We start from the raw sequence: 19766 nt of genomic DNA, 5'->3' as shown, positions 1-19766 counted from the left end.
GCCATGTCGCAACCATCGACCAGGGTCAGCCGGCTGCCCGAGAAGCAGAACACCACACGCAGCAGGCTCGACGAACTGCTCGACGCCACACCGCTGGCCACCATCGCCTTGATCCGCGACGGTCACCCGGTGATCTTCCCCGTCGGCTTCGCCCGGATCGACGACGAGCTGGTGATCCACGGTTCCACCGGTTCGCCGTGGATGCGTCAACTTGCCGGCGGTGCTGGCGCGGCCGTCTCGGTCACCGCCCTCGACGGTGTTCTGGTGGCGCGCAGCGGGTTCGAGAGCTCGTTCCAGTTCCGCAGCGCGGTGCTGTTCGGGACGTTCGAGTTGGTCCAGGACGTCGACAAGGTGCGCTACCTGGAGATGCTGACCGACACCTTCATCCCAGGTCGGGTGGCTGAGCTGCGGCCCAGTTCAAGAAGGGAACTGGCGGCCACCCTGGTGTTGCGGATGCCGATCGCCGCCGACAACTGGTCGCTCAAGATCGGCGACGGCTGGCCCGAGGACGACGACGAGGACGTCGCTGCCGGCGCGTGGGCCGGGGTGGTTCCCCTCACCATGGTCTACGGCGAGCCCCAGCGTGCCCCCGACTGCGACCCCGGCACCCCGGTGCCGCCCTCGGTCAGGGCGATGTCCGGTGAACTGTCGAACCGCCGGGGGAGACTGCGCCGCTGACAACCGGTTTGGGTCGCAGGACCATGCTGAACGCCAGCGCCACGATCCCGATGCCGACGCAGGTCCAAAACGCCGCTTGGAAGGTGGAGTCCGTTCCCGAGCCGACCATCGGTCCGGCCCAGGCGAATCCGAGCGAGAAGCCGATACCGTAACTGGCATTGGCGATTCCTGGCAGCGCGCCAGGTTCCTCGTCGGATGCCTGCAGCACCCCAAGCGAACTCAACGGCGTGAGAATCACTGCCGTGCAGGTGAATCCGAAGACGACCATGAGTGCCATCACGACGTACTTGTGGTCGGCGAAGACTGCCATTGCCGCCACGACAACGATGGTGGCGGCGATCCCGGCGCGCAGCACCGTCACGAAGCCGACGCGGACGGCCAGCCGCCCGACGAACGGCGCGGTCAGCACCTGCACGATTGCACCCGGGGTGAGGAACAGCAGCGCTGTCATCGTCGCATTGAGCCCGAAGCCGGAGTCGGGGTCCTCGGCCATGCTGGGCACGATGAATCCCAGCACCACCATGAACGAGCCCATGACCAGAACGGTGACGGCGAGCAGGGGCCAGGCTTCCCGGGAGCGCATGTGCTTGAACGCGACCAGCGGGTGCGCGACTCGCCTGTCCACGACGGCCAGCGCGAACAGGGAGGCGAGCGTCACGGCCAGCCACGTCAGCGCGAGAGTGGACGTCCACCCGCCGTGGCTGCCTTTGGACAGGAACAGCGTGATGCCGGTGACGGTCGCCGCGATGAACACGGCACCGACCCAGTCCATCCGACCCGCTGAGCGGGCGCCGAGCTCGTCGGCGGGCACCCAGCGCCAGGCGAATACGACGGCGAGGAGGCCGACCACCAGGATCAGGGCGAAGATCGAGCGGTACCCGAACGTGTCGGTCATGATCCCGGCGAGGAACGCGTCCCCACCGGCGACTCCGCCGTTGATCGAGGCCATCACCCCGCAGCACACACCGAAGGTCGCGCCGCTGACCCGGGCCCGCAGGATGAGGAAGGCCAGACCGTAGGTGATGTTGGACGCGCCCTGGAGGAATCTGCCGACGACGACTACCGGCAGGGACGTACTCAAACACAGAACGGTCCCGATGCACAGCACCACCAGGATGGCGATCAGGACCCGTTTGCGACCGACGTAGTCGCTCCACCGGATCAACACCACGTTGGCGATCGCCCCGGCCAGGTAGAAGGGCGTCGATATGGCCACGAACGCGCCCGGGCCCAGGGCGTCGTTGATATCACGAACCGCCGGCGCCAACATGGTGGCGTTGAGCGAGAACGACATCAGCGAAAAGACGAGCGCCGCCACCAGGAACGCGACGCCCCGGCGGGACAGGGAGTCGACGTCGCGAGAGCCTACCGGCGGATGACTCACAGGGCCCTCCCTAGAGGAGGTGGCGCTGCGTTATCGACGGCCCCGCGGGCCCCGCTGCCCAGCGGATCGGGCTCACCGCCGGCCCCAGGGCGCCAACAACGTGCGCCAGAGTTTGCGGAATCCTTCTGGGAAGACGATGTCTTCGGTGTTGCGCTCCGGACGTTCGGGCGTCCGGTCCTTGTCTGCGCCGTGGGCGTTCGGGGAGTCAGCACGCTCAGCCATGGATCACCCCCAGGTAACACCGACCCCGTCGAGGGCCGGTGCTGCCCACGGTATCTGACCGCGTTCCCGACGTCTGGGGAATCCGGGCTCGCCCCTGGTGTGCGCGGATTGTTACACCGGCTCTCGTCCCGATGCGGTCGGGCGTTTGTGTCCGCCGCGCTGAACCCCATGATTAACTGGCCCCGTCTGATCTCCACGAGCTCTCGCAAAGGAAAGGGCGCGTGTCCATGGCATCTGCTCGGTGGTTACGAAGCGTCGTCATAATTGCTGGCTTGTCCGCGGCGATACCGCTGTCGCCGGCCGGAATCGCAGCGGCAGACCCCATCATGGACGCCTTGGCCACTACGCCCTGTAGCTACTCTCAGGTCACGGCAGCCCTCAACGCCCAAGCGCCGAGCCTGGCCGTCCAACTCAACAACCGGCCGGACATGCAGGCCAACTTGCAGCAGTTCCTGGCGATGCCGGTGGATCAGCGTCAGCAGGCTCTTGCCCAGCAGCAGACGGTCGTCCCGCCGGCGCTTCAGGCGCTGCTCTACGCGCAGATCGGCCCGCAAGTCACCCAGGTTGCCAACACCTGCATGAATTACTGAAGACCCCGGCTTTCGACCGTGACGTCGGTGGGTTGAACGCCAAGATCGGCTGACCGGACGTCGTTTCGGCAACCGAAGCGGCGGCTGGCGGCGTAGGCTCCGATCGAGGGTCTAACACCGCGGCGGTCCGGCGTAGGAACGTGTTCTAAAACCGGGATTTGTCGCTCGCGTAAGGTTAGAGTCCCTCATCATGCAGGCCGCATTGGCTAACTCTCACACGGCGGACGCCACCTCGATGGCGTTCCACGGCCGACCGGACGTGGGTGAGGCGCTCGCGGGGATCCGGCGACCGGTCGCCGTCGTGGAGTCGGCTCATGGGCCGCGGGCCATCGTTCTTTCCGATGCCGGATTGTTGGCGCCCGAGGTCGTGGGCCATGAATTGCTCGCGGTTTTGCCGCCGATTTATCCGGAGTGGCTGGGCGAGCGGAGCTTCACCGCAGCGCATGGTGTCCGATTCCCGTACGTGATCGGCGAGATGGCCAGGGGTATCGCCACGCCACGCATGACGATCGAGGGCGTGCGCGCCGGGGTGATGGCCTTCTACGGCAGCGCCGGACTGGATCTGCCCACGATCGAGGCTGGCGTGCGGGAGATACAAGGCGCCCTCGGCCCCGATGCCGGCGGTTGGGGTGCCAACCTGATCCACAACCTGCACAACGAGGGCGTCGAGATCGCCACGGTCGATCTGTTCCATCGCCTCGGCGTCCGTTATGTCTCGGCCTCGGCATTCATGCGGTTGACGCCGGCGATCGTGCTCTACTCCGTGAAAGGGCTGCGCCGGGGCGCCGACGGTCAGATTGTTCGGGCCGGGCGCATCTTCGCCAAGGTTTCGCGCGATGAGGTCGCGCGGCAGTTCCTTTCGCCCGCGCCTGAGGTGATGTTGCAGGCGCTGGTCGCCGAAGGGCGGATCACCCCAGACGAAGCCCAACTCGCTCGCGCAATCCCCATCGCCGAGGACATCACCGCCGAGGCGGACTCCGGCGGCCACACCGATAACCGGGCGCTGACCGTGCTGCTCCCGCGCCTGATCAGTCTGCGCGACGAGGTCGCCGCGGCCTTCGGGTACGCCGTCCTGCCGCGGGTGGGGGCCGCCGGCGGCCTGGGAACGCCTGCGGCCGTGGTGGCCGCGTTCGCCGCTGGGGCGGCCTACGTCCTGACGGGGTCGGTCAATCAGTCTGCGGTAGAAAGCGGACTTTCGGCCGATGCGCGCAGCCTGCTGGCCCAGGCCCAGGCCACCGACGTGGCGATGGCGCCGGCCTCGGACATGTTCGAGATGGGGGTGACCGTGCAGGTGCTCAAGCGCGGCACCATGTTCGCCCAACGCGGCCACCGGCTCGATGCCTTCTATCGCCGGTATTCCTCGTTCGAGGAAGCCCCGGCCGATGAGGTCAAGAACCTCGAGACGGCGGTGCTCGGGCGCACGATCGCCGAGATCTGGGCAGAGACCGAAGCGTTCTTCTCGAGAAGTGACCCGCAGCAGGTGGAACGTGCGCGTGCGGACCCCAGGCATCGCATGGCACTGGTATTCCGGTGGTACTTGTTCAACGGCTCGCAATGGGCCCGCGATGGGATCACCGAGCGGCGTGGCGACTACCAGATCTGGTGCGGCCCAGCCATGGGTGGCTTCAACGACTGGGTGCGCGGGAGTTTCCTCGAGCCGGTGGAGGCACGCACGGTTCGTCAGATCGCACTCAACCTTCTCGAGGGGGCCGCGACCGTGACGCGGGCTGGGCAGTTACGCACCGCCGGCGTCGCGATGCCGGCTTCCTCGTTCGATTTCCGTCCCCGTCCCCTCGGATAGTTTGTCCACGTCCCCCGGATAAAAGGCGCCATGACAGACCAGAAGCAACATTCCGTCTCCACACCAGTCGCCGTTGTCGGTATGACCGCGATCTATCCGGGTGAGCCGGGGCTGGAAGGTTACTGGCGCACCATCACCGGCGGTCGTGACGCCATCGGCGACGTGCCACCCACCCACTGGCTGATCGATGACTACTACGATCCCGACCCGAAGGCCACCGACCGGACGTATTGCAAACGCGGCGGCTTCATCGACCCGGTGCTTTTCGATCCGGTCCGATTCGGGTTACCGCCTAACGCGCTGCCGTCGACGGATTCCGCGCAGCTGCTGGCACTCATCGCCGCCAGGAAGGTGCTCGACGAGGCGATGCGCTCGGGGGTGGACATCGACCTCGACCGCGTGGACATCGTGCTCGGCGTCGCCTCCACGACCGAACTCGTCGTCCAGATGGGCTCGCGAATGCAACGACCGATCTGGCGGAAGGCGTTGCTGGAGAACGGCCTAGCCGAAGATGAGGCGGACGAGATCTGCCGGGACATCGCCGATCAGTACCCGGCCTGGCAGGAGAGCACCTTCCCTGGGCTGCTCGGCAACGTGGTGGCTGGGCGCGTCGCCAACCGCCTCGATCTGGGCGGCAGCAACTTCGTGGTCGACGCCGCCTGCGCCAGTTCGCTGTCGGCGCTGCAGGCCGCGCTGCACCGGCTGTATCTGCACGAATCCGATCTGGTGCTGACCGGCGGCGTCGACGCACTCAACGACGTCATGATGTACATGTGCTTCTCCAAGACGCCGGCGTTCTCGCCGACGGGTGACTGCCGCCCCTTCTCCGACGGCGCTGACGGGACCATCATCGGCGAGGGTGTCGGCATGCTGGCCCTCAAACGACTCAGCGATGCCGAGCGTGACGGCGATCCGATCCACGCGGTCATTCGGGGCCTCGGCTCCTCCTCGGACGGGCGGGCCTCCAGCGTCTACGCACCACGCTCGGAAGGGCAGGCAAAGGCTCTGCGCCGTGCCTACGAGCGCGCCGGTTACGAGCCGTCCACGGTGGAGCTTCTCGAAGCGCACGGCACCGCGACGAAGGCCGGCGACGTTGCCGAATTCGCCGGGCTCAAGCAGGTGTTCACCGACGAGTCGGCCCGCATCGCGCTTGGCTCGGTGAAGTCACAGATCGGCCATACCAAGGCGGCGGCAGGCGCTGCAGGACTCATCAAAGCCATTCTGGCACTGCAGCATTCGACATTGCCGGGAACGTTGAAGGTAGACCGCCCGAATCCGGCGATGGGCCTGGAGGAAAGCCCCTTCTACGTCAATGCGCAGACCCGTCCGTGGGTGCGAACCGGCGACCAGCCGCGCCGCGCCGCGGTCAGCTCTTTCGGATTCGGCGGCAGCAACTTCCACGTGACTCTCGAGGAATACCGTGGCGAGCAACGCGCCAAGCGGCTGCGTGCCCTGCCCACCGAACTCGTGGTTCTCAGCGCGACGTCGCAAACCGACCTGGCGAAGCGGGCCGCCGATGTCGTGGCCGCCGCGCGCTCCGGCGAGAGCCTGGCCAGGATCGCCTTCGACTCGGCACGCGAGTTCGATGCGTCGCACACCGCGCGTGCAGGTCTGGTCGCGGCCGACATCGCGGCGCTCGAGACTCTGCTGGAGAAGCTGCGTAAGGCGCTCTCCGACGGCGTAGCCGATCAGCTGAAAGACCCCAACATCGCGGTCGGATTGGGTCCTGCCCGCGACGGCAAGACGGCTTTCCTGTTTCCCGGACAGGGCAGTCAGTACGTCGGGATGGGTGCCGACCTCGCGCTCGCCTTCCCACAGGCGGTGGGGGTGTGGGATTCGCTGGCCGGTGACCTCACCGACCTGCATCGCGTGGTCTTTCCCGAGCCCGCGTTCGACGCGGCTTCCTCGGATGCCCAGAAGGCCAGGCTCACCGCGATGGAGAACGCCCAGCCGGCCATCGCCGCCGCCAGCCTTGCTCAGCTTGCGCTGCTCAACGTGCTTGGCGTGACCGCGGAGGCGGCCGCCGGCCACAGCTTCGGAGAGGTGACCGCCCTGGCTGCGGCGGGTGTTCTTCCGGTGCAGCGACTTGTCGAAACCGCACGCAAGCGCGGTGTGCTGATGGCCGAGGCCGGACAGGGCCAGGACGGCGCGATGCTGGCCATCACGGCCAGCACCGACGATGTTCGGGCGTTTCTTGACTCGCAGCCGGAGTCGGCCGGTTCGCTGGTCATCGCCAACGACAATGCACCGGGCCAGGTGGTGTTGGCCGGACACGAGTCCGACATCGCCTGGGCGCAGGGCGCAGCGAAGTCGGCGGGCTGGACGTCGGTGCGGCTGCCCGTGGCGTCGGCGTTCCACTCGCCGATTGTGGCCGCGGCCTCGACACCGTTGACCGATTACCTGAAGACACTGGAACTCGGACCGACGCACTTCCCGGTGTATGCGAATGCGACGGCAGAGCCTTACGGGGACGCAGTCGCCGAGCAGCTCGGCGATCAGGTGCGCCAGCCGGTGCGGTTCCGCGAGATGATCGAAGCGATGGCCCGCGACGGTGTCACCAGATTCGTCGAGGTCGGGCCGAGTCGGGTCCTGACGAAACTGGTCGACAAGATCCTGGAGACGACACCACATCTCGCGGTCGCCCTCGACGATCCGAAGGCCGGCGGACTACGCGGCTGGCATCGCGGATTGGCGGCGCTCGCCGCCGACGGCGTCGCGCTCGACCTGGTGGCCCTTTACGACAACTACGACGAGCCGGAGAAGCACGTGCCGGCACCCAAGCACGCGGTTCTGGTGGGAGGAGCCAACCTTGGAAAGCCCTATCCGCCTGCGGACGGCAAGGTCACGATCACCCCGAAGCGCGTCCGCGTGACCACGCCGAGCGTGCCGCCGCCCACCGCCCCGTCGCGTGAACCCGTCTCGGCTCTGCCCCGCAACGGCGCGCCGGCCCCGGCGGTCCAGACCCCTCCGGCCCCGGCTGCCGCAGCAGTCCAGGCCATGCCGGCGCCGACTCCGGTATTGCCGCGCAGCGGTGCGCCCGCGCCGGCTGCCGCGGCCGTCCAAGCGCCGCTCTCCACAGACGCCTGGAGTGTTATCGACCGCATCCAGAAGGAAACTGCCCAGCAGCACGAGCGCTATCTGGATGCACTGGCCAACACTCACCAGGCCTACCTGGAGATGTCGGCCCAGATGATGGCCGAGATCGTGGGCGAGCGTACCGCCGCGCCGCGCACGCCGGCCGCCGCGCCGCATCTCGTCGTGCAGGCGCCGGCGGCGGCGCACCAGGTGCCTGCCGTCGCGGAACCGGTCGCAGTCGCGCCAGTGGTCCAGCCCGCCCCGATCGCAGTCGCGCCGGTGGTCCAGCCCGCTCCCGCTCCCGTGGCACCGGCACCCGCACCCGTGCCGTCGGTTTCGGCGGGTGAGGTGGTGTTGGCGATCGTCTCGGAGAAGACGGGTTATCCGGCTGACATGCTTGGGCTGGATATGGAGATGGAGTCTGAGCTGGGGATTGACTCGATCAAGCAGGTCGAGATCCTGGCGGCGTTGCAGGCGAAGTTCCCTGGTGCTCCTGAGATTCCGGCTTCGGAGTTGTCGAGTTTGCGGACTCTGCAGGATGTGGTGGATTCGGTCGCTGATTTCGCGTCGGCGGGTGCGTCTGCCCCGGTCGGATCCGCGGCGCCTGCCGTGCCGTCGGTGTCGGCGGGTGAGGTGGTGTTGGCGATCGTCTCGGAGAAGACGGGTTATCCGGCTGACATGCTTGGGCTGGATATGGAGATGGAGTCTGAGCTGGGGATCGACTCGATCAAGCAGGTCGAGATCCTGGCGGCGTTGCAGGCGAAGTTCCCTGGTGCTCCTGAGATTCCGGCTTCGGAGTTGTCGAGTTTGCGGACTCTGCAGGATGTGGTGGATTCGGTCGCTGATTTCGCGTCGGCGGGTGCGTCTGCCCCGGTCGGATCCGCGGCGCCTGCCGTGCCGTCGGTGTCGGCGGGTGAGGTGGTGTTGGCGATCGTCTCGGAGAAGACGGGTTATCCGGCTGACATGCTCGGGCTGGATATGGAGATGGAGTCTGAGCTGGGGATCGACTCGATCAAGCAGGTCGAGATCCTGGCGGCGTTGCAGGCTAAATTCCCTGGTGCTCCGGAGATTCCGGCTTCGGAGTTGTCGAGTTTGCGCACCCTGCAGGACGTGGTCGACTCCATCGCCGGCTTCACCTCCGGTGGTGCAAGCGCACCCGCGCCGGCCGCAGCCCCTGCCGCGGCGGCGCCGGCTCCGCTCACGTCGCAGTCCACCGGTGAGGTGGTGTTGGCGATCGTCTCGGAAAAGACGGGCTATCCCGCCGACATGCTCGGGCTGGACATGGAGATGGAGTCTGAGCTGGGGATTGACTCGATCAAGCAGGTCGAGATCCTGGCGGCGTTGCAGGCGAAATTCCCTGGTGCTCCGGAGATTCCGGCTTCGGAGTTGTCGAGTTTGCGGACTCTGCAGGACGTCGTCGACTCCGTCTCCGGTGCGACCGCCGGTGGCGGATCCGAACCCGCTGCGCCGGTGCCGCATTCGGCCCCGGTCGCGGCGCCTTCCGGTGGCCTCGACTGCACCGCGGCAGCGTCTCGGGAGGTTCCGCCCAGCGGCTTCGCCATGGCGGGCCTGGGCGACGGTGAGGTCCTGATCACCCGTGAGAACGCGGCCTTCGCCGAGGATCTCGAACGGGTCATGATCAGCCATGGCATCAAGGCCCGCGCCGTGGACGTCGTGCCGCACGAGGCGGCCGCCGTCATCAGCCTGGCCGCCTTGGGGCCCGCCGGGTCGCCGCAGGACTGCATCGAGACGCACCTGCGGGCATTCCACGCCGCCCGCAGCGTTGCCAAGAGCTCGTCGCGCTCGAGGCTTTTCGTGACCGTGCAATCCACCGGTGCCCGCTTCGCCGAAGCCGATACTCCGATCGGTGTGGCCAGCATCGCCAAGACCGCGGCATGGGAATGGCCCAACGCCTCGGTCCGCGCGATCGACATCGAAACCCTCGATCCCGAACGTCTCACCGCCGAACTGCTCAGCGGCGGTAGCGGGGTCGAGGTGGCGCTGCGCAGCGACGGCACCCGGCTGGTCGTCGTCGACGACGTCGACGCCGAACCCACTGGCGAGACGATCAGCGTCCCGTCCGACGGAGTCGTCGTGGTCACCGGCGGTGCACGCGGTGTGACCGCGCAGTCCGCCCTCGCCCTCGCCGCGCGCCACGGCGTGCGTCTGGCGCTGCTCGGTCGTACCGCCCTGCGCGACGGCGCCGGCGACGAGCCTGCGGGCACCACCGCGACGGAGATCGCCACCGCGCTGGCGGCCTCGGCGCGTTCGCGCGGCGAGACCCTGACCCTGCCGCAGGCACGGGCCCAGGCCGAGCGGTTGCTTGCCGAGCGGGAAGTCCGCGCCACCCTGGCCGCCGCTGAGCGCCAGGGCACCCCGGCCCGCTACTTCGCCGCCGACATCAACGACACTGAGTCGTTGCGCAACGTCCTCGACGAGGTGCGCAGCAGCTTCGGGCCCATCGTGGGCGTCGTCCACGGGGCCGGCGTGCTTGCCGACCGGCGCCTGGAAGACCTCGACGACGAGCAGTTCGTCAAGGTGTTCAGCACCAAAGTGATTGGCGCCGAGGCTTTACTGGCCGCGACGGCGTCCGACGACCTGCGGTTCGTCTCGCTGTTTTCCTCCATCGCGGCGCGTGCCGGCAACCCCGGCCAATGCGCGTACGCCGCGGCCAACGCGGTGCTGGAGTCCATCGCGGCACGGGAAGCCGCGCGCCGCGGCGACGCCTGTGTCGTGCGCGCGTTCGGCTGGGGCCCGTGGGACGGCGGCATGGTCGATGCCACGCTCAAGAGCCGGTTCCTGGAGTCCGGGGTGGGTGTCATCCCGATCGACGAGGGTGCGCAGTTCTTCGCCGAACACGCGCTGCGGCGCTCGGGATCGACCGCGATCGTCGTCGCCGCACCCGCCGAAGGGCGCCTGCGGTCGACCCGCCTGGACTGGGACGTGTCGACCGACAACCTGCCGGTGCTCGCCGACCATCAGGTACGTGGCCGGGTCGTCGTGCCGGTGGTGATCGTGCTCGACGCCATGCTGCGTGCAGTTCGCGGTCTGGTGCCCGACGCATCCCCGGTAATCCGCGATTTCCAGGTGCTCTCCGGTGTCACCTTCGCCGAACGCGAGCAACAGGCGCTCACACTGGACCTCGAGCCGACTGGTTCGGCCTACACCGTCAGCGTGCTGGATCCGGAGGGTCGTAAGCGCTACCGGGCCGTCCTGGAGACCGAATCTGATTCCACCACAGGCACTTCGGTGCCCGCTGTTTCCGGTGGGCCGTGGCCGTTCGGGGTCGAGGAGATCTACGGCGGTCCGTTGTTCCACGGCCCGAGGTTCGCCGCCATCGAGCGCCTGGACGCTGTGGGATCCGCCGGCGGCAGCGCCACCCTCACGGGCATGAGCGATCTCGGGTGGCCCGAGGGCGACTGGGCGATCGACCCGGTCAGCGTCGACGGCGGGTTGCAGCTGGGCATCCTGTGGGCGAGCGTGCACGGACGCCCCCTGGTGCTTCCGGTGCGCATCGGGCGCGCGGTCTTCCATGCGCCATTCGGGGACGGCGGCAGCCTGCGCTGCCGGATTGCCGCCAACCCGGTCAACGACAAGCGGGTTGACTTCGACATCGCACTGGAGACCGCCGACGGCACGCTCGTCGCCGAGCTCGCGGGCGTCGAGTTCTACGTCGCAGGCACTGGGGCGGATACGACGGCGTGAGTGGTTTCGAACCTGTCGCCATCGTCGGGCGCAGCTGCATCCTGCCCGGCGCGGCCACGCCGGAGGCACTGTTCGACGCGACCCTGGGCGGTCGTTGCCTGCTGACGCCCACCCGGCCCGAACACTGGCGGGGAGTAGACCCCGCGGCGCTGCTGGCCAGTGGCGAGCCCGGGCTGCGGGTGTCCTCGGCGACCGGCGGTTACATCGACGCGGCGCCCGACCTCTCCGCCATCTCCTCGAAGATCCCCGATTTCGACCGTCTCGACCCGATCAGTCACTGGCTTGCGTATTGCGCGCAGCAGGCGCTCGGTGGTCCGTCGGCGGGTCCGCGGACCGGGCTGATCGTGGGCAACTTGTCCTACCCGTCCACGGGCAACACCGAATTCGTCGAGGGCGTCTGGAACGGCGACGGTCACGCCGACCCGCGCAATCGCTTCTCGTCCGGCCTGCCGGTGCACCTGGTCGCCGGGGCGATGGGGATGACGGGGCCTGCCTTTGCCCTGGACGCCGCATGCGCGTCGTCGCTGTACGCGATCAAACTGGCCTGCGACGCCCTCCACGACGGCGATGCCGACGTGATGTTGGCCGGCGGTGTCAACGGCGCCGACGATCTGTTCCTGCATCTGGGTTTTACCGCGCTGCAGGCGCTCAGCCCCTCGGGCCGGTCGCGGCCGTTCCACGCCGACGCCGACGGTCTGGTGCCGGCGGCGGGTGCCGCACTGGTTGCCCTCAAGCGCCTCGAGGACGCTGAGCGGGCCGGCGACCGAATTCTCGGGGTGATCCTGGGTGTCGGGCTATCCAACGACGGACGCCAGAGCGGCTTCCTGGCACCCGCGGTGGGCGGGCAGACCCGCGCGATGTTGGCTGCGCTGGAGCAGGCCGGTCTGGGACCCGCCGATATCGACTATCTGGACTGCCACGCCACCGGCACCCCGCTGGGCGATGCGACCGAACTACAGAGCATTCTCGCCGCTTACGGCGAGGTGCCGCTGCGGCTCGGGGCGCTGAAAGGCAACCTCGGACACACCATCACCGTCTCCGGCGCGGCCAGCCTGATCAACGTGCTTTCCGCCATGCAGGCATCGACCATCGCGCCTGCGCTGTGCGACAAACCCACCGCGGCGCTGGGGGATACGCCGTTCAGCCTGGCGACCGCACCCACTGCCTGGGACGGTGAGATCAAGCGGGCCGCGGTCAGCAACTTCGGGTTCGGCGGTAACAACGCGCACCTGATCGTCGCGAACTATCTCCCCTCGCGCCGCACGGCGGCGCGGCCGTCGGCGCCGTCGGGCGACATCGTGATCTGCGGGCTGGGAGTGGTTACCGGAGATGCCCGCGACGTGGAGTCGTTCCGGCGCCGGGCACTGGGCCCCGAAGCGGCTCCCACGCCGCTGGATACCGTGGAACTCGACCTAGTGCGCCTGGGCTTTCCGCCCAGCGAACTCAAGGCCAGCCTCAGCCAGCAGACCACCATGCTGGCCGCCGCCGGACAAGCACTCGAGCAGGTCGGCACCGATCCGGAGCGCACCGGCGTGATCGTGGGGATGGGCTGCGATGCCACCATTGCGCGGCAACGCCTTCGGGTCCTGCATGCCGATGACCAGGACTGGCTGACCGCCAACAGCGATGCGGCTCCGCGCCTGACGGCCGACGGCGTCGTCGGCACCATGCCCAACATCCCGGCCAATCGCATTCACGCACAACGAGATTTCCGCGGATGGGGCTTCACCGTCTCCAGCGAGGAACTCTCGGCCATCACCGCACTGCGGATCGGTGTGCGCGCCTTGCGCCGTGGGGAGCTCGATACCGTCGTGGCGGGGGCGGTCGACATGTGTTGCGAGCCGGCCCATGAGCGTGCTGCCGACGCGGTAGGAGCCGGGGGATGGGAGCCGCACGGTGACGCGGCGGTGGCGTTCGTCCTCAAGCGGCGCGCCGACGCCGAGGCGGCCGGTGACGACATCATCGCCGTCGTCGATACCACGGGGGCGGTGAACCCCTCGGATCCGAACATCGGCGCCGAGCGTTTCGGACGTACCCATGCAGCCAGCGCGGCGATCGAAATCGCCTCGCGCGCAGAGGCGTTACGTGCCCGGGTTCGGGTAGACCAGAACGGGGCGCAACCCGCCCCGGGCGGCACCCAGACGTCGATCTGGCTCGAGTCACTGGGCGGGCGCGCCGACGGAGTCACGCTGTCGGCCGTCGGCCAACGACCCCGGCCGCTGGCGCTGGGTGCGGTCCCCATCTGCGAGCGCTACGCCGGTGAGAGCCGCGATGAGGTACTGGGTCGGATGAAGCGACGTGAGCCGGGCGGAATCGGCCCGGTGCGTTGCTCGGTGGTGGCTGACGGCACCGCGTCGTTGGAGACGTTACGCACAGCGGCCGCACAGCGACTGGAACGCGGCGAGGTACCGGTGATCCCCGGTGTCGCTTTCGCCGACGCGCCGACCACCGGAGAACTGGCATTCATGTTCACCGGAGCAGCCGCGGCCTATCCCGGAGCGGGACGGGATCTGTTCCTGGCGTGGCCCGAACTCGGCGACGCGCTGGCCGCTCGGCTATCCGGCGTCGGTGCCCTGGCGCGTCCGCTGTACGGCGCCGGTATCACCACGCTGGACCCGCGCACCCAACTCACCGGCTGCGCCCTGGTCTGTCAGGCGCATGCGGAGTTCTCCCGCACGGTGCTCGGGTTGTCGCCCACCGCGGCCATCGGCCTGTCATCGGGCGAAACGAATTCGCTGCTGGCGTTCGGGGTCTGGCGCGATCTCGAGGAGATGCTCGGCGAGATCGAAGCCTCGGGCATGTACGGCGAGCAGCTGACCGGCAGCTGCCGGGTGGCGGCCACGGACTGGGGTCTGGGGGACGAGCCAGCACCATGGGAATGCTGGCGGATCACGGCACCGCGAGCGGCGATCGAAGCCGCACTGGCCCGCGAACCGCGGGCCTACATGACCATCGTGCAGGCGCCCGACGACTGCGTCATCGGCGGCGACCCCGAGGCGTGCCGACGGGTGATCGATGCCGTCGGGGGTGCCAGCGCCATTCCGTTGGGCCTCGACATGGTGATCCACTGCAGCGCCATGGATCCCTTCGCCGACACCTGGCGTGCGATCCACACCCGTGCGGCTCATGCCGTGCCGGACGTGCGGTTCTACACCAACGCCGGCAACCGCGCCTACGAGCCGACCAGTGCTGCGGCCGCCGCCGCGATCACCCAGCAGGCCGTCGAGCCGATCGATTTCCCGGCAACGATCCTGCAAGCCTGGGAGGACGGGGTGCGCGTGTTCGTCGAGCACGGCCCCCGCGCCATCCTCACCGGGGCGATCCCGAAGATCCTCGGCGACCGCCCTTTCGTGGCCGTCGCGCTGGACCCCCAGGAACGGCGCGGACTTCGCGCACTCGCGGAATCGGTTTCCAAGCTGTGGGTTCACGGCCTGCCCGTAGCCATCGACGCATTCGATGCGCGGCTGGAACACCTACGCGGCCAATCCGTCCCGACGTCCGCGAGCGCCCGCAAGGTGACGCTGCCCGCGCACTGGCCCGACGTTGCCTCGGTGCCCCAGGCGCCAGCTCACCACGCGTCCGAGAATGGGAGCACCCCGATGCCGGAACTGGATTACGGAACCCTCCAGACGATGCCGGCTGCGCCGGCCTACCCGACGCCGCTGGCGATCCCGCGGAAAGAGGTCGTCGTCACGGCGACCGAGGTCGTCGCCGGCCGCGCTACGGTGGCACCGAGCCCGGTCAACGGCCGCACCGCCGCCGCGATCAGTCTGGTCGAATCGGTGAGCGAGGCCCATGCGGCGTTCGTCGAACGGCAGGCCCAGGCGCATGCGTCGTTCCTCAAGGTGCGCGGCGAGATGATGGCGATGGCGGCGGGTGGGCGTTCGCCGCTGCCGCTGGAGGCGCCAGCCGCCCCCGTCGCGTTGACGTCGGCGCCGCAACCCGTTGCTACACCGGTGGATCCGCCACGCGCGGCGGTGCCGGTGGCCCCGGCACCGCCGCCGGCCCCAGCCCCGGCCCCAGCCCCGACTGCGGCTCCCGCGCCCCTGCCTGCGCCGCCCACCACCTCCTCGCAACCGGCGCTCTGGTCGCGTCATCAGCTGGAAATCCTTGCCGGCGGCAACATTTCGGAGGTATTCGGCCCGAAGTTCGCCGAACTCGACCAGTACGACCGCCTGGTGCGGATGCCCGAGCCGCCGCTGCTGCTGGCCGATCGCGTGATGATCGTCGAGGGCGAGCCCGGCACGATGGGCACCGGCCGCATCGTCACCGAGACCGATGTCAACCCGGATGCCTGGTACATGCACAACGGGCGGATGTCACCGGGTGTGGTGATCGAGTCGGGCCAGGCCGATCTGCTGCTGGCCTCGTGGCTGGGCGCCGACTTCCACAATCGGGGACAGCGGGTCTACCGACTGCTCGGCTGTGACCTGACGTTCATGGGTGAGCTGCCCAAGGGCGGTGAGACGCTGCGCTACGACATTCACATCGATGGTCACGCCAAGCACGGCGACACTCGGCTGTTTTTCTTCCACTACGACTGCTATATCGGCGACCGCCTGATGATCTCGGTGCGCAACGGACAGGCCGGCTTTTTCTCCGACGAAGAACTCAGCCAGTCCGACGGGGTGCTATGGGACGCCGCCGATGACGTGCCGCGCCAGGGCTCGCGCCGCGACGAACCACCGCGGGTCACCCAGAAGCGCGCGTTCGACCGTGCCGAGGTCGATGCCTTCACCGACGGGCACGCCTTCGCCTGCTTCGGGCCAGGGTTTGAGCGGGCTGCCGCCCACACCCGCACCCCGAAGCCCCCGCGCGGCAAGCTGCGCCTGATCGACGAGGTCGCCGAGTTCCAGCCCGACGGCGGTCCCTGGGGCCGTGGGTATCTGCGTGCCACCGCGTCGGTGCCCAGGGACGCTTGGTTCTACGACGGGCACTTCAAGAACGACCCGTGCATGCCGGGCACCCTGATGGCCGATGCCGCCACCCAGGCGCTGTCGTTTGCAATGGCCGCCTACGGATTCACCATCGAACGTGACGGCTGGCGCTTCGAGCCGGTGTCCGACGAGATGGCCCGGTTCGTCTGCCGGGGGCAGGTCACCCCCGACGCCGACCATCACCTCGATTACGAGGTGTTCATCGAGGAGATCGTCGACGGTCCGACGCCGACCGTCTACGCCGCGCTGCTCTGCCGCAGTGACGGCTTCAAGGTTTTCGGCTGCCGACGGTTCGGGATGCGCCTGGTGCCGGATTGGCCGATGCCGCCGGGCGCCCCGGGGCCGATCCGAGTTCTGGAGGGCACCAAAGACGTTCGCGGTGACTACGGTGCGCTGCTGGCCTGCGGTCGGGGTATGCCGTCCGATGCTTTCGGCTCGCTGTATGCCCCGTTCGATGGCACCCGCCGGGCGCCGCGCCTGCCCGACGAGCCATACCACTTCGTCTCGCGGATCCTGAGCGTCGACAGCCCGCCCGGGGTGCCGACGAAGGGCGGCACCGTCGTCGCCGAATACGACGTTCCCGCCGACGCCTGGTATTTCGAAGACGGCAAGTCCTCGACGGTCCCGCTGTCGGTGCTCATCGAGATTCTGCTGCAGCCGTGCGGTTGGCTGTCGTCGTACAACGGCTTCGCCGCCAATCGGCCCGACGACGTCGTGTTCCGCAACCTCGACGGCAACGAGGTGGTCCTGGTCACGCCCGCCGAGGTCGGCACGTTGCGGATCACCTCCACGCTGGAGCGCTACGCCGAGGGCGGCGGTTCGACCATCGTGTTCTTCGACGTCACCTGCACCCAGGGCGACCATGTCGTGATGACCATGAAGACGGCGTTCGGGTTCTTCAGCCCTGAGGCGCTGAAGAACCAGGTCGGTCTGAAGGTGGAACCGGGACAGCTGGAGTCGCTGTCGGAGCCGGCGCCGATCGCCATGCCGTATGGAGCCGACGAGCTGCGCGGCGACCCGTGGCTGGCCCAGGGCCGATTGCAGGTGATCGACCGGGTGAAGTTCTGGCCCAGCGGGGGAGCTGAGGGCCTAGGACGGCTGGTCGCGGAATACGACATCGATCCCGAGACGTGGTTCTTCAAGGCGCATTTCTTCCAGGATCCGGTGCAGCCGGGTTCGTTGGGGTTGGAGGCGATGCAGCAGGCGGCCCGCGCCGCCGCCAAGCTCTCCGGTCTGGGCAGCGAAGACAGCGAGTTCGAGATCGTCGCGGTCGGTCAACCGTTCAGCTGGAAGTTCCGCGGGCAGGTCGTGCCGACCAATACGCGGACTCGTAGCGAGATCGACATCCTCTCGGTGACCAGAGAAGACCACGGCGTGCTGATCGTGTTCCAGGGCTCGTTCTGGGTCGATGATCTGCGCATCTACGAAACGCTGGGGATGGGTGTCCGGGTCGTCGAACGATCGCGCGGACCCCGTTGACCGCCGATACCATGACGGCATGAGGGGAATCATCCTGGCCGGGGGTTCAGGTACGCGCCTCCATCCGATCACCCAGGGCGTCTCCAAGCAGTTGATCCCCGTCTATGACAAGCCGATGGTGTATTACCCGTTGTCCACGCTGATGTTGGCGGGTATCCGGGAGATCCTGGTGATCACGACGCCGCATGATGCCGACAGCTTCGAGCGGCTGCTGGGGGACGGATCGCGGTTCGGTGTGTCGATTACGTTCGCCCAGCAGCCAGCTCCGGACGGGCTGGCGCAGGCGTTCACCATTGGTGCTGATTTCATCGGTACCGACAAGGTCGCCCTCGTGCTCGGTGACAACTTGTTGTATGGGCCTGGGATGGGCACTCAGTTGAAGTATTTCGCCGATGTCGACGGCGGCGCGATCTTCGCCTACTGGGTGGCCGAGCCCTCGGCGTACGGGGTGGTGGAATTCGATGCCGGCGGAACGGTGGTGTCGTTGGAGGAGAAGCCGAAGCAGCCGAAGAGCAACTACGCGGTCCCGGGTCTGTATTTCTACGACAACGACGTGGTGGCGATCGCCCGGGGGCTTTCGCCGAGTGATCGTGGGGAGTACGAGATCACCGATGTCAATCGCGCCTACTTGGAGCAGGAACGGTTGCGGGTGCAGGTGCTGCCGCGGGGGACGGCGTGGCTGGACACCGGGACGTTCGACCAGATGACCGACGCCGCCGATTTCGTGCGGACCATGGAACGGCGTACCGGTCTGAAAATCGGGGTGCCCGAGGAGATCGCCTGGCGGCAGGGCTTTCTCACCGACGACGAACTGCGTGACCGGGCCGATAGGCTGGTGAAGTCAGGGTACGGACGCTACCTGTTGGACCTGCTGGAAAGGGGTGCGTGATGGCGCAGCTTCTCGTCACCGGGGGTGCCGGGTTCATCGGGTCCAACTTCGTGCACTACGCGGTGGGGCACACCGACCATCACATCACTGTGCTGGACAAGCTGACCTACGCCGGTAACCGTGAGTCGCTGGCCGGCCTTCCCGAGTCGCGTGTTTCCTTCGTACACGGTGATGTCGCCAACGCGGAGTTGGTGGACAAGCTCGTGGCCTCCGCCGACGGGGTCGTGCACTATGCGGCCGAAACCCACAACGACAATTCACTCGACGATCCCGAACCGTTCCTGCACACCAACCTGATCGGTACGTTCACCTTGCTCGAAGCCGTCCGCAAGTACGGCGTTCGCTATCACCACATCTCCACTGACGAGGTGTACGGCGACCTTGAGCTGGACGATCCGAGCCGGTTCACCGAAGCCAGTCCCTACAATCCGTCGTCGCCGTATTCCTCGACCAAGGCCGGTAGCGACCTGTTGGTGCGCGCCTGGATGCGGTCCTATGGTGTGGCGGCAACGATTTCGAACTGCTCCAATAACTATGGCCCGTACCAGCACGTCGAGAAGTTCATTCCGCGCCAGATCACGAATGTCTTGCGTGGCACTCGCCCCAAACTGTATGGCGATGGTCGCAACGTCCGGGACTGGATCCACGCCGATGACCATTCGTCGGCGGTGCTGCGGATCCTGGAAGCGGGCCGCATCGGGGAGACCTATCTGATCGGTGCGAACGGCGAGAAAGACAACAAGGCCGTCGTCGAACTGATCCTGACGATCATGGGTCACGACGCCGACGCGTACGACCACGTCCCCGACCGCAGTGGTCATGACCTTAGGTATGCGATCGACGCGACCAAATTGCGCGACGAACTCGGTTGGCGGCCAAGATATCCCGACTTTGAGCAGGGTCTGACCGCGACCATCGAGTGGTATCGCGATCACGAGGAGTGGTGGGCGCCCGCCAAAGACGCCACCGAGGCGTTCTACGCCCGACTTGGGCAATGACAGGGGAG

General features: G+C 67.8%; 9 protein-coding genes. 7 read left to right on the top strand and 2 right to left on the bottom strand.

What is annotated here, in order from left to right; all coding sequences use genetic code 11:
* The first annotated feature begins 3 nt into the window (after nucleotides 1–3).
* The gene (locus ADBZ9K_RS09590; RefSeq protein ID WP_526619833.1) at nucleotides 4–678 is read left to right on the top strand and encodes a pyridoxamine 5'-phosphate oxidase family protein; all 675 of its coding nucleotides are present in this window, start codon (nucleotides 4–6) and stop codon (nucleotides 676–678) included.
* Here the strand turns inward: ADBZ9K_RS09590 and ADBZ9K_RS09585 are convergent.
* Both ADBZ9K_RS09585 and ADBZ9K_RS09580 read right to left on the bottom strand, forming a co-directional pair.
* Nucleotides 626–2062: an MFS transporter gene (locus ADBZ9K_RS09585; protein ID WP_526619832.1), complete on the bottom strand. Its 1437-nt coding sequence runs from the start codon at nucleotides 2060–2062 to the stop codon at nucleotides 626–628. The two genes, ADBZ9K_RS09590 and ADBZ9K_RS09585, sit on opposite strands and share 53 nt — an antisense overlap.
* Before the next feature lie 72 nt (nucleotides 2063–2134).
* On the bottom strand, nucleotides 2135–2284 hold the full coding sequence (locus ADBZ9K_RS09580; RefSeq protein WP_526619831.1) for a hypothetical protein: 150 nt from the start codon (nucleotides 2282–2284) through the stop codon (nucleotides 2135–2137).
* A gap of 272 nt (nucleotides 2285–2556) precedes the next feature.
* Here ADBZ9K_RS09580 and ADBZ9K_RS09575 point away from each other — a divergent pair, with 272 nt between their 5' ends.
* The 6 genes from ADBZ9K_RS09575 (at nucleotide 2557) to rfbB (ending at nucleotide 19758) form a co-directional block, all read left to right on the top strand.
* Nucleotides 2557–2874, top strand: coding sequence for a hemophore-related protein (locus ADBZ9K_RS09575; RefSeq protein ID WP_526619830.1), 318 nt, complete (start codon nucleotides 2557–2559; stop codon nucleotides 2872–2874).
* Nucleotides 2875–3064: 190 nt separating this feature from the next.
* Nucleotides 3065–4675, top strand: coding sequence for a PfaD family polyunsaturated fatty acid/polyketide biosynthesis protein (locus ADBZ9K_RS09570; RefSeq protein WP_526619829.1), 1611 nt, complete (start codon nucleotides 3065–3067; stop codon nucleotides 4673–4675).
* 30 nt (nucleotides 4676–4705) lie between these two features.
* Entirely contained in the window at nucleotides 4706–11455 is a 6750-nt protein-coding gene (locus ADBZ9K_RS09565; RefSeq protein WP_526619828.1) for an SDR family oxidoreductase, read from the top strand.
* Entirely contained in the window at nucleotides 11452–17871 is a 6420-nt protein-coding gene (locus ADBZ9K_RS09560; protein WP_526619827.1) for a beta-ketoacyl synthase N-terminal-like domain-containing protein, read from the top strand. Before ADBZ9K_RS09565 ends, ADBZ9K_RS09560 begins: the two co-directional genes overlap by 4 nt.
* Nucleotides 17872–17890: 19 nt before the next feature.
* A complete protein-coding gene (rfbA, locus tag ADBZ9K_RS09555; protein ID WP_526619826.1) occupies nucleotides 17891–18760 on the top strand; it encodes a glucose-1-phosphate thymidylyltransferase RfbA in 870 nt (289 codons plus the stop codon).
* Nucleotides 18760–19758: a dTDP-glucose 4,6-dehydratase gene (rfbB, locus tag ADBZ9K_RS09550; RefSeq protein WP_526619825.1), complete on the top strand. Its 999-nt coding sequence runs from the start codon at nucleotides 18760–18762 to the stop codon at nucleotides 19756–19758. The genes rfbA and rfbB overlap by 1 nt, the downstream gene beginning before the upstream one ends.
* Nucleotides 19759–19766: the final 8 nt, after the last annotated feature.

It is taken from the genome of Mycobacterium sp., assembly GCF_965229265.1.
GTDB lineage: Bacteria > Actinomycetota > Actinomycetes > Mycobacteriales > Mycobacteriaceae > Mycobacterium.
The sequence above is the reverse complement of the archived record's forward strand: the minus strand, read 5'-3'. Positions and strand labels throughout refer to the sequence as shown.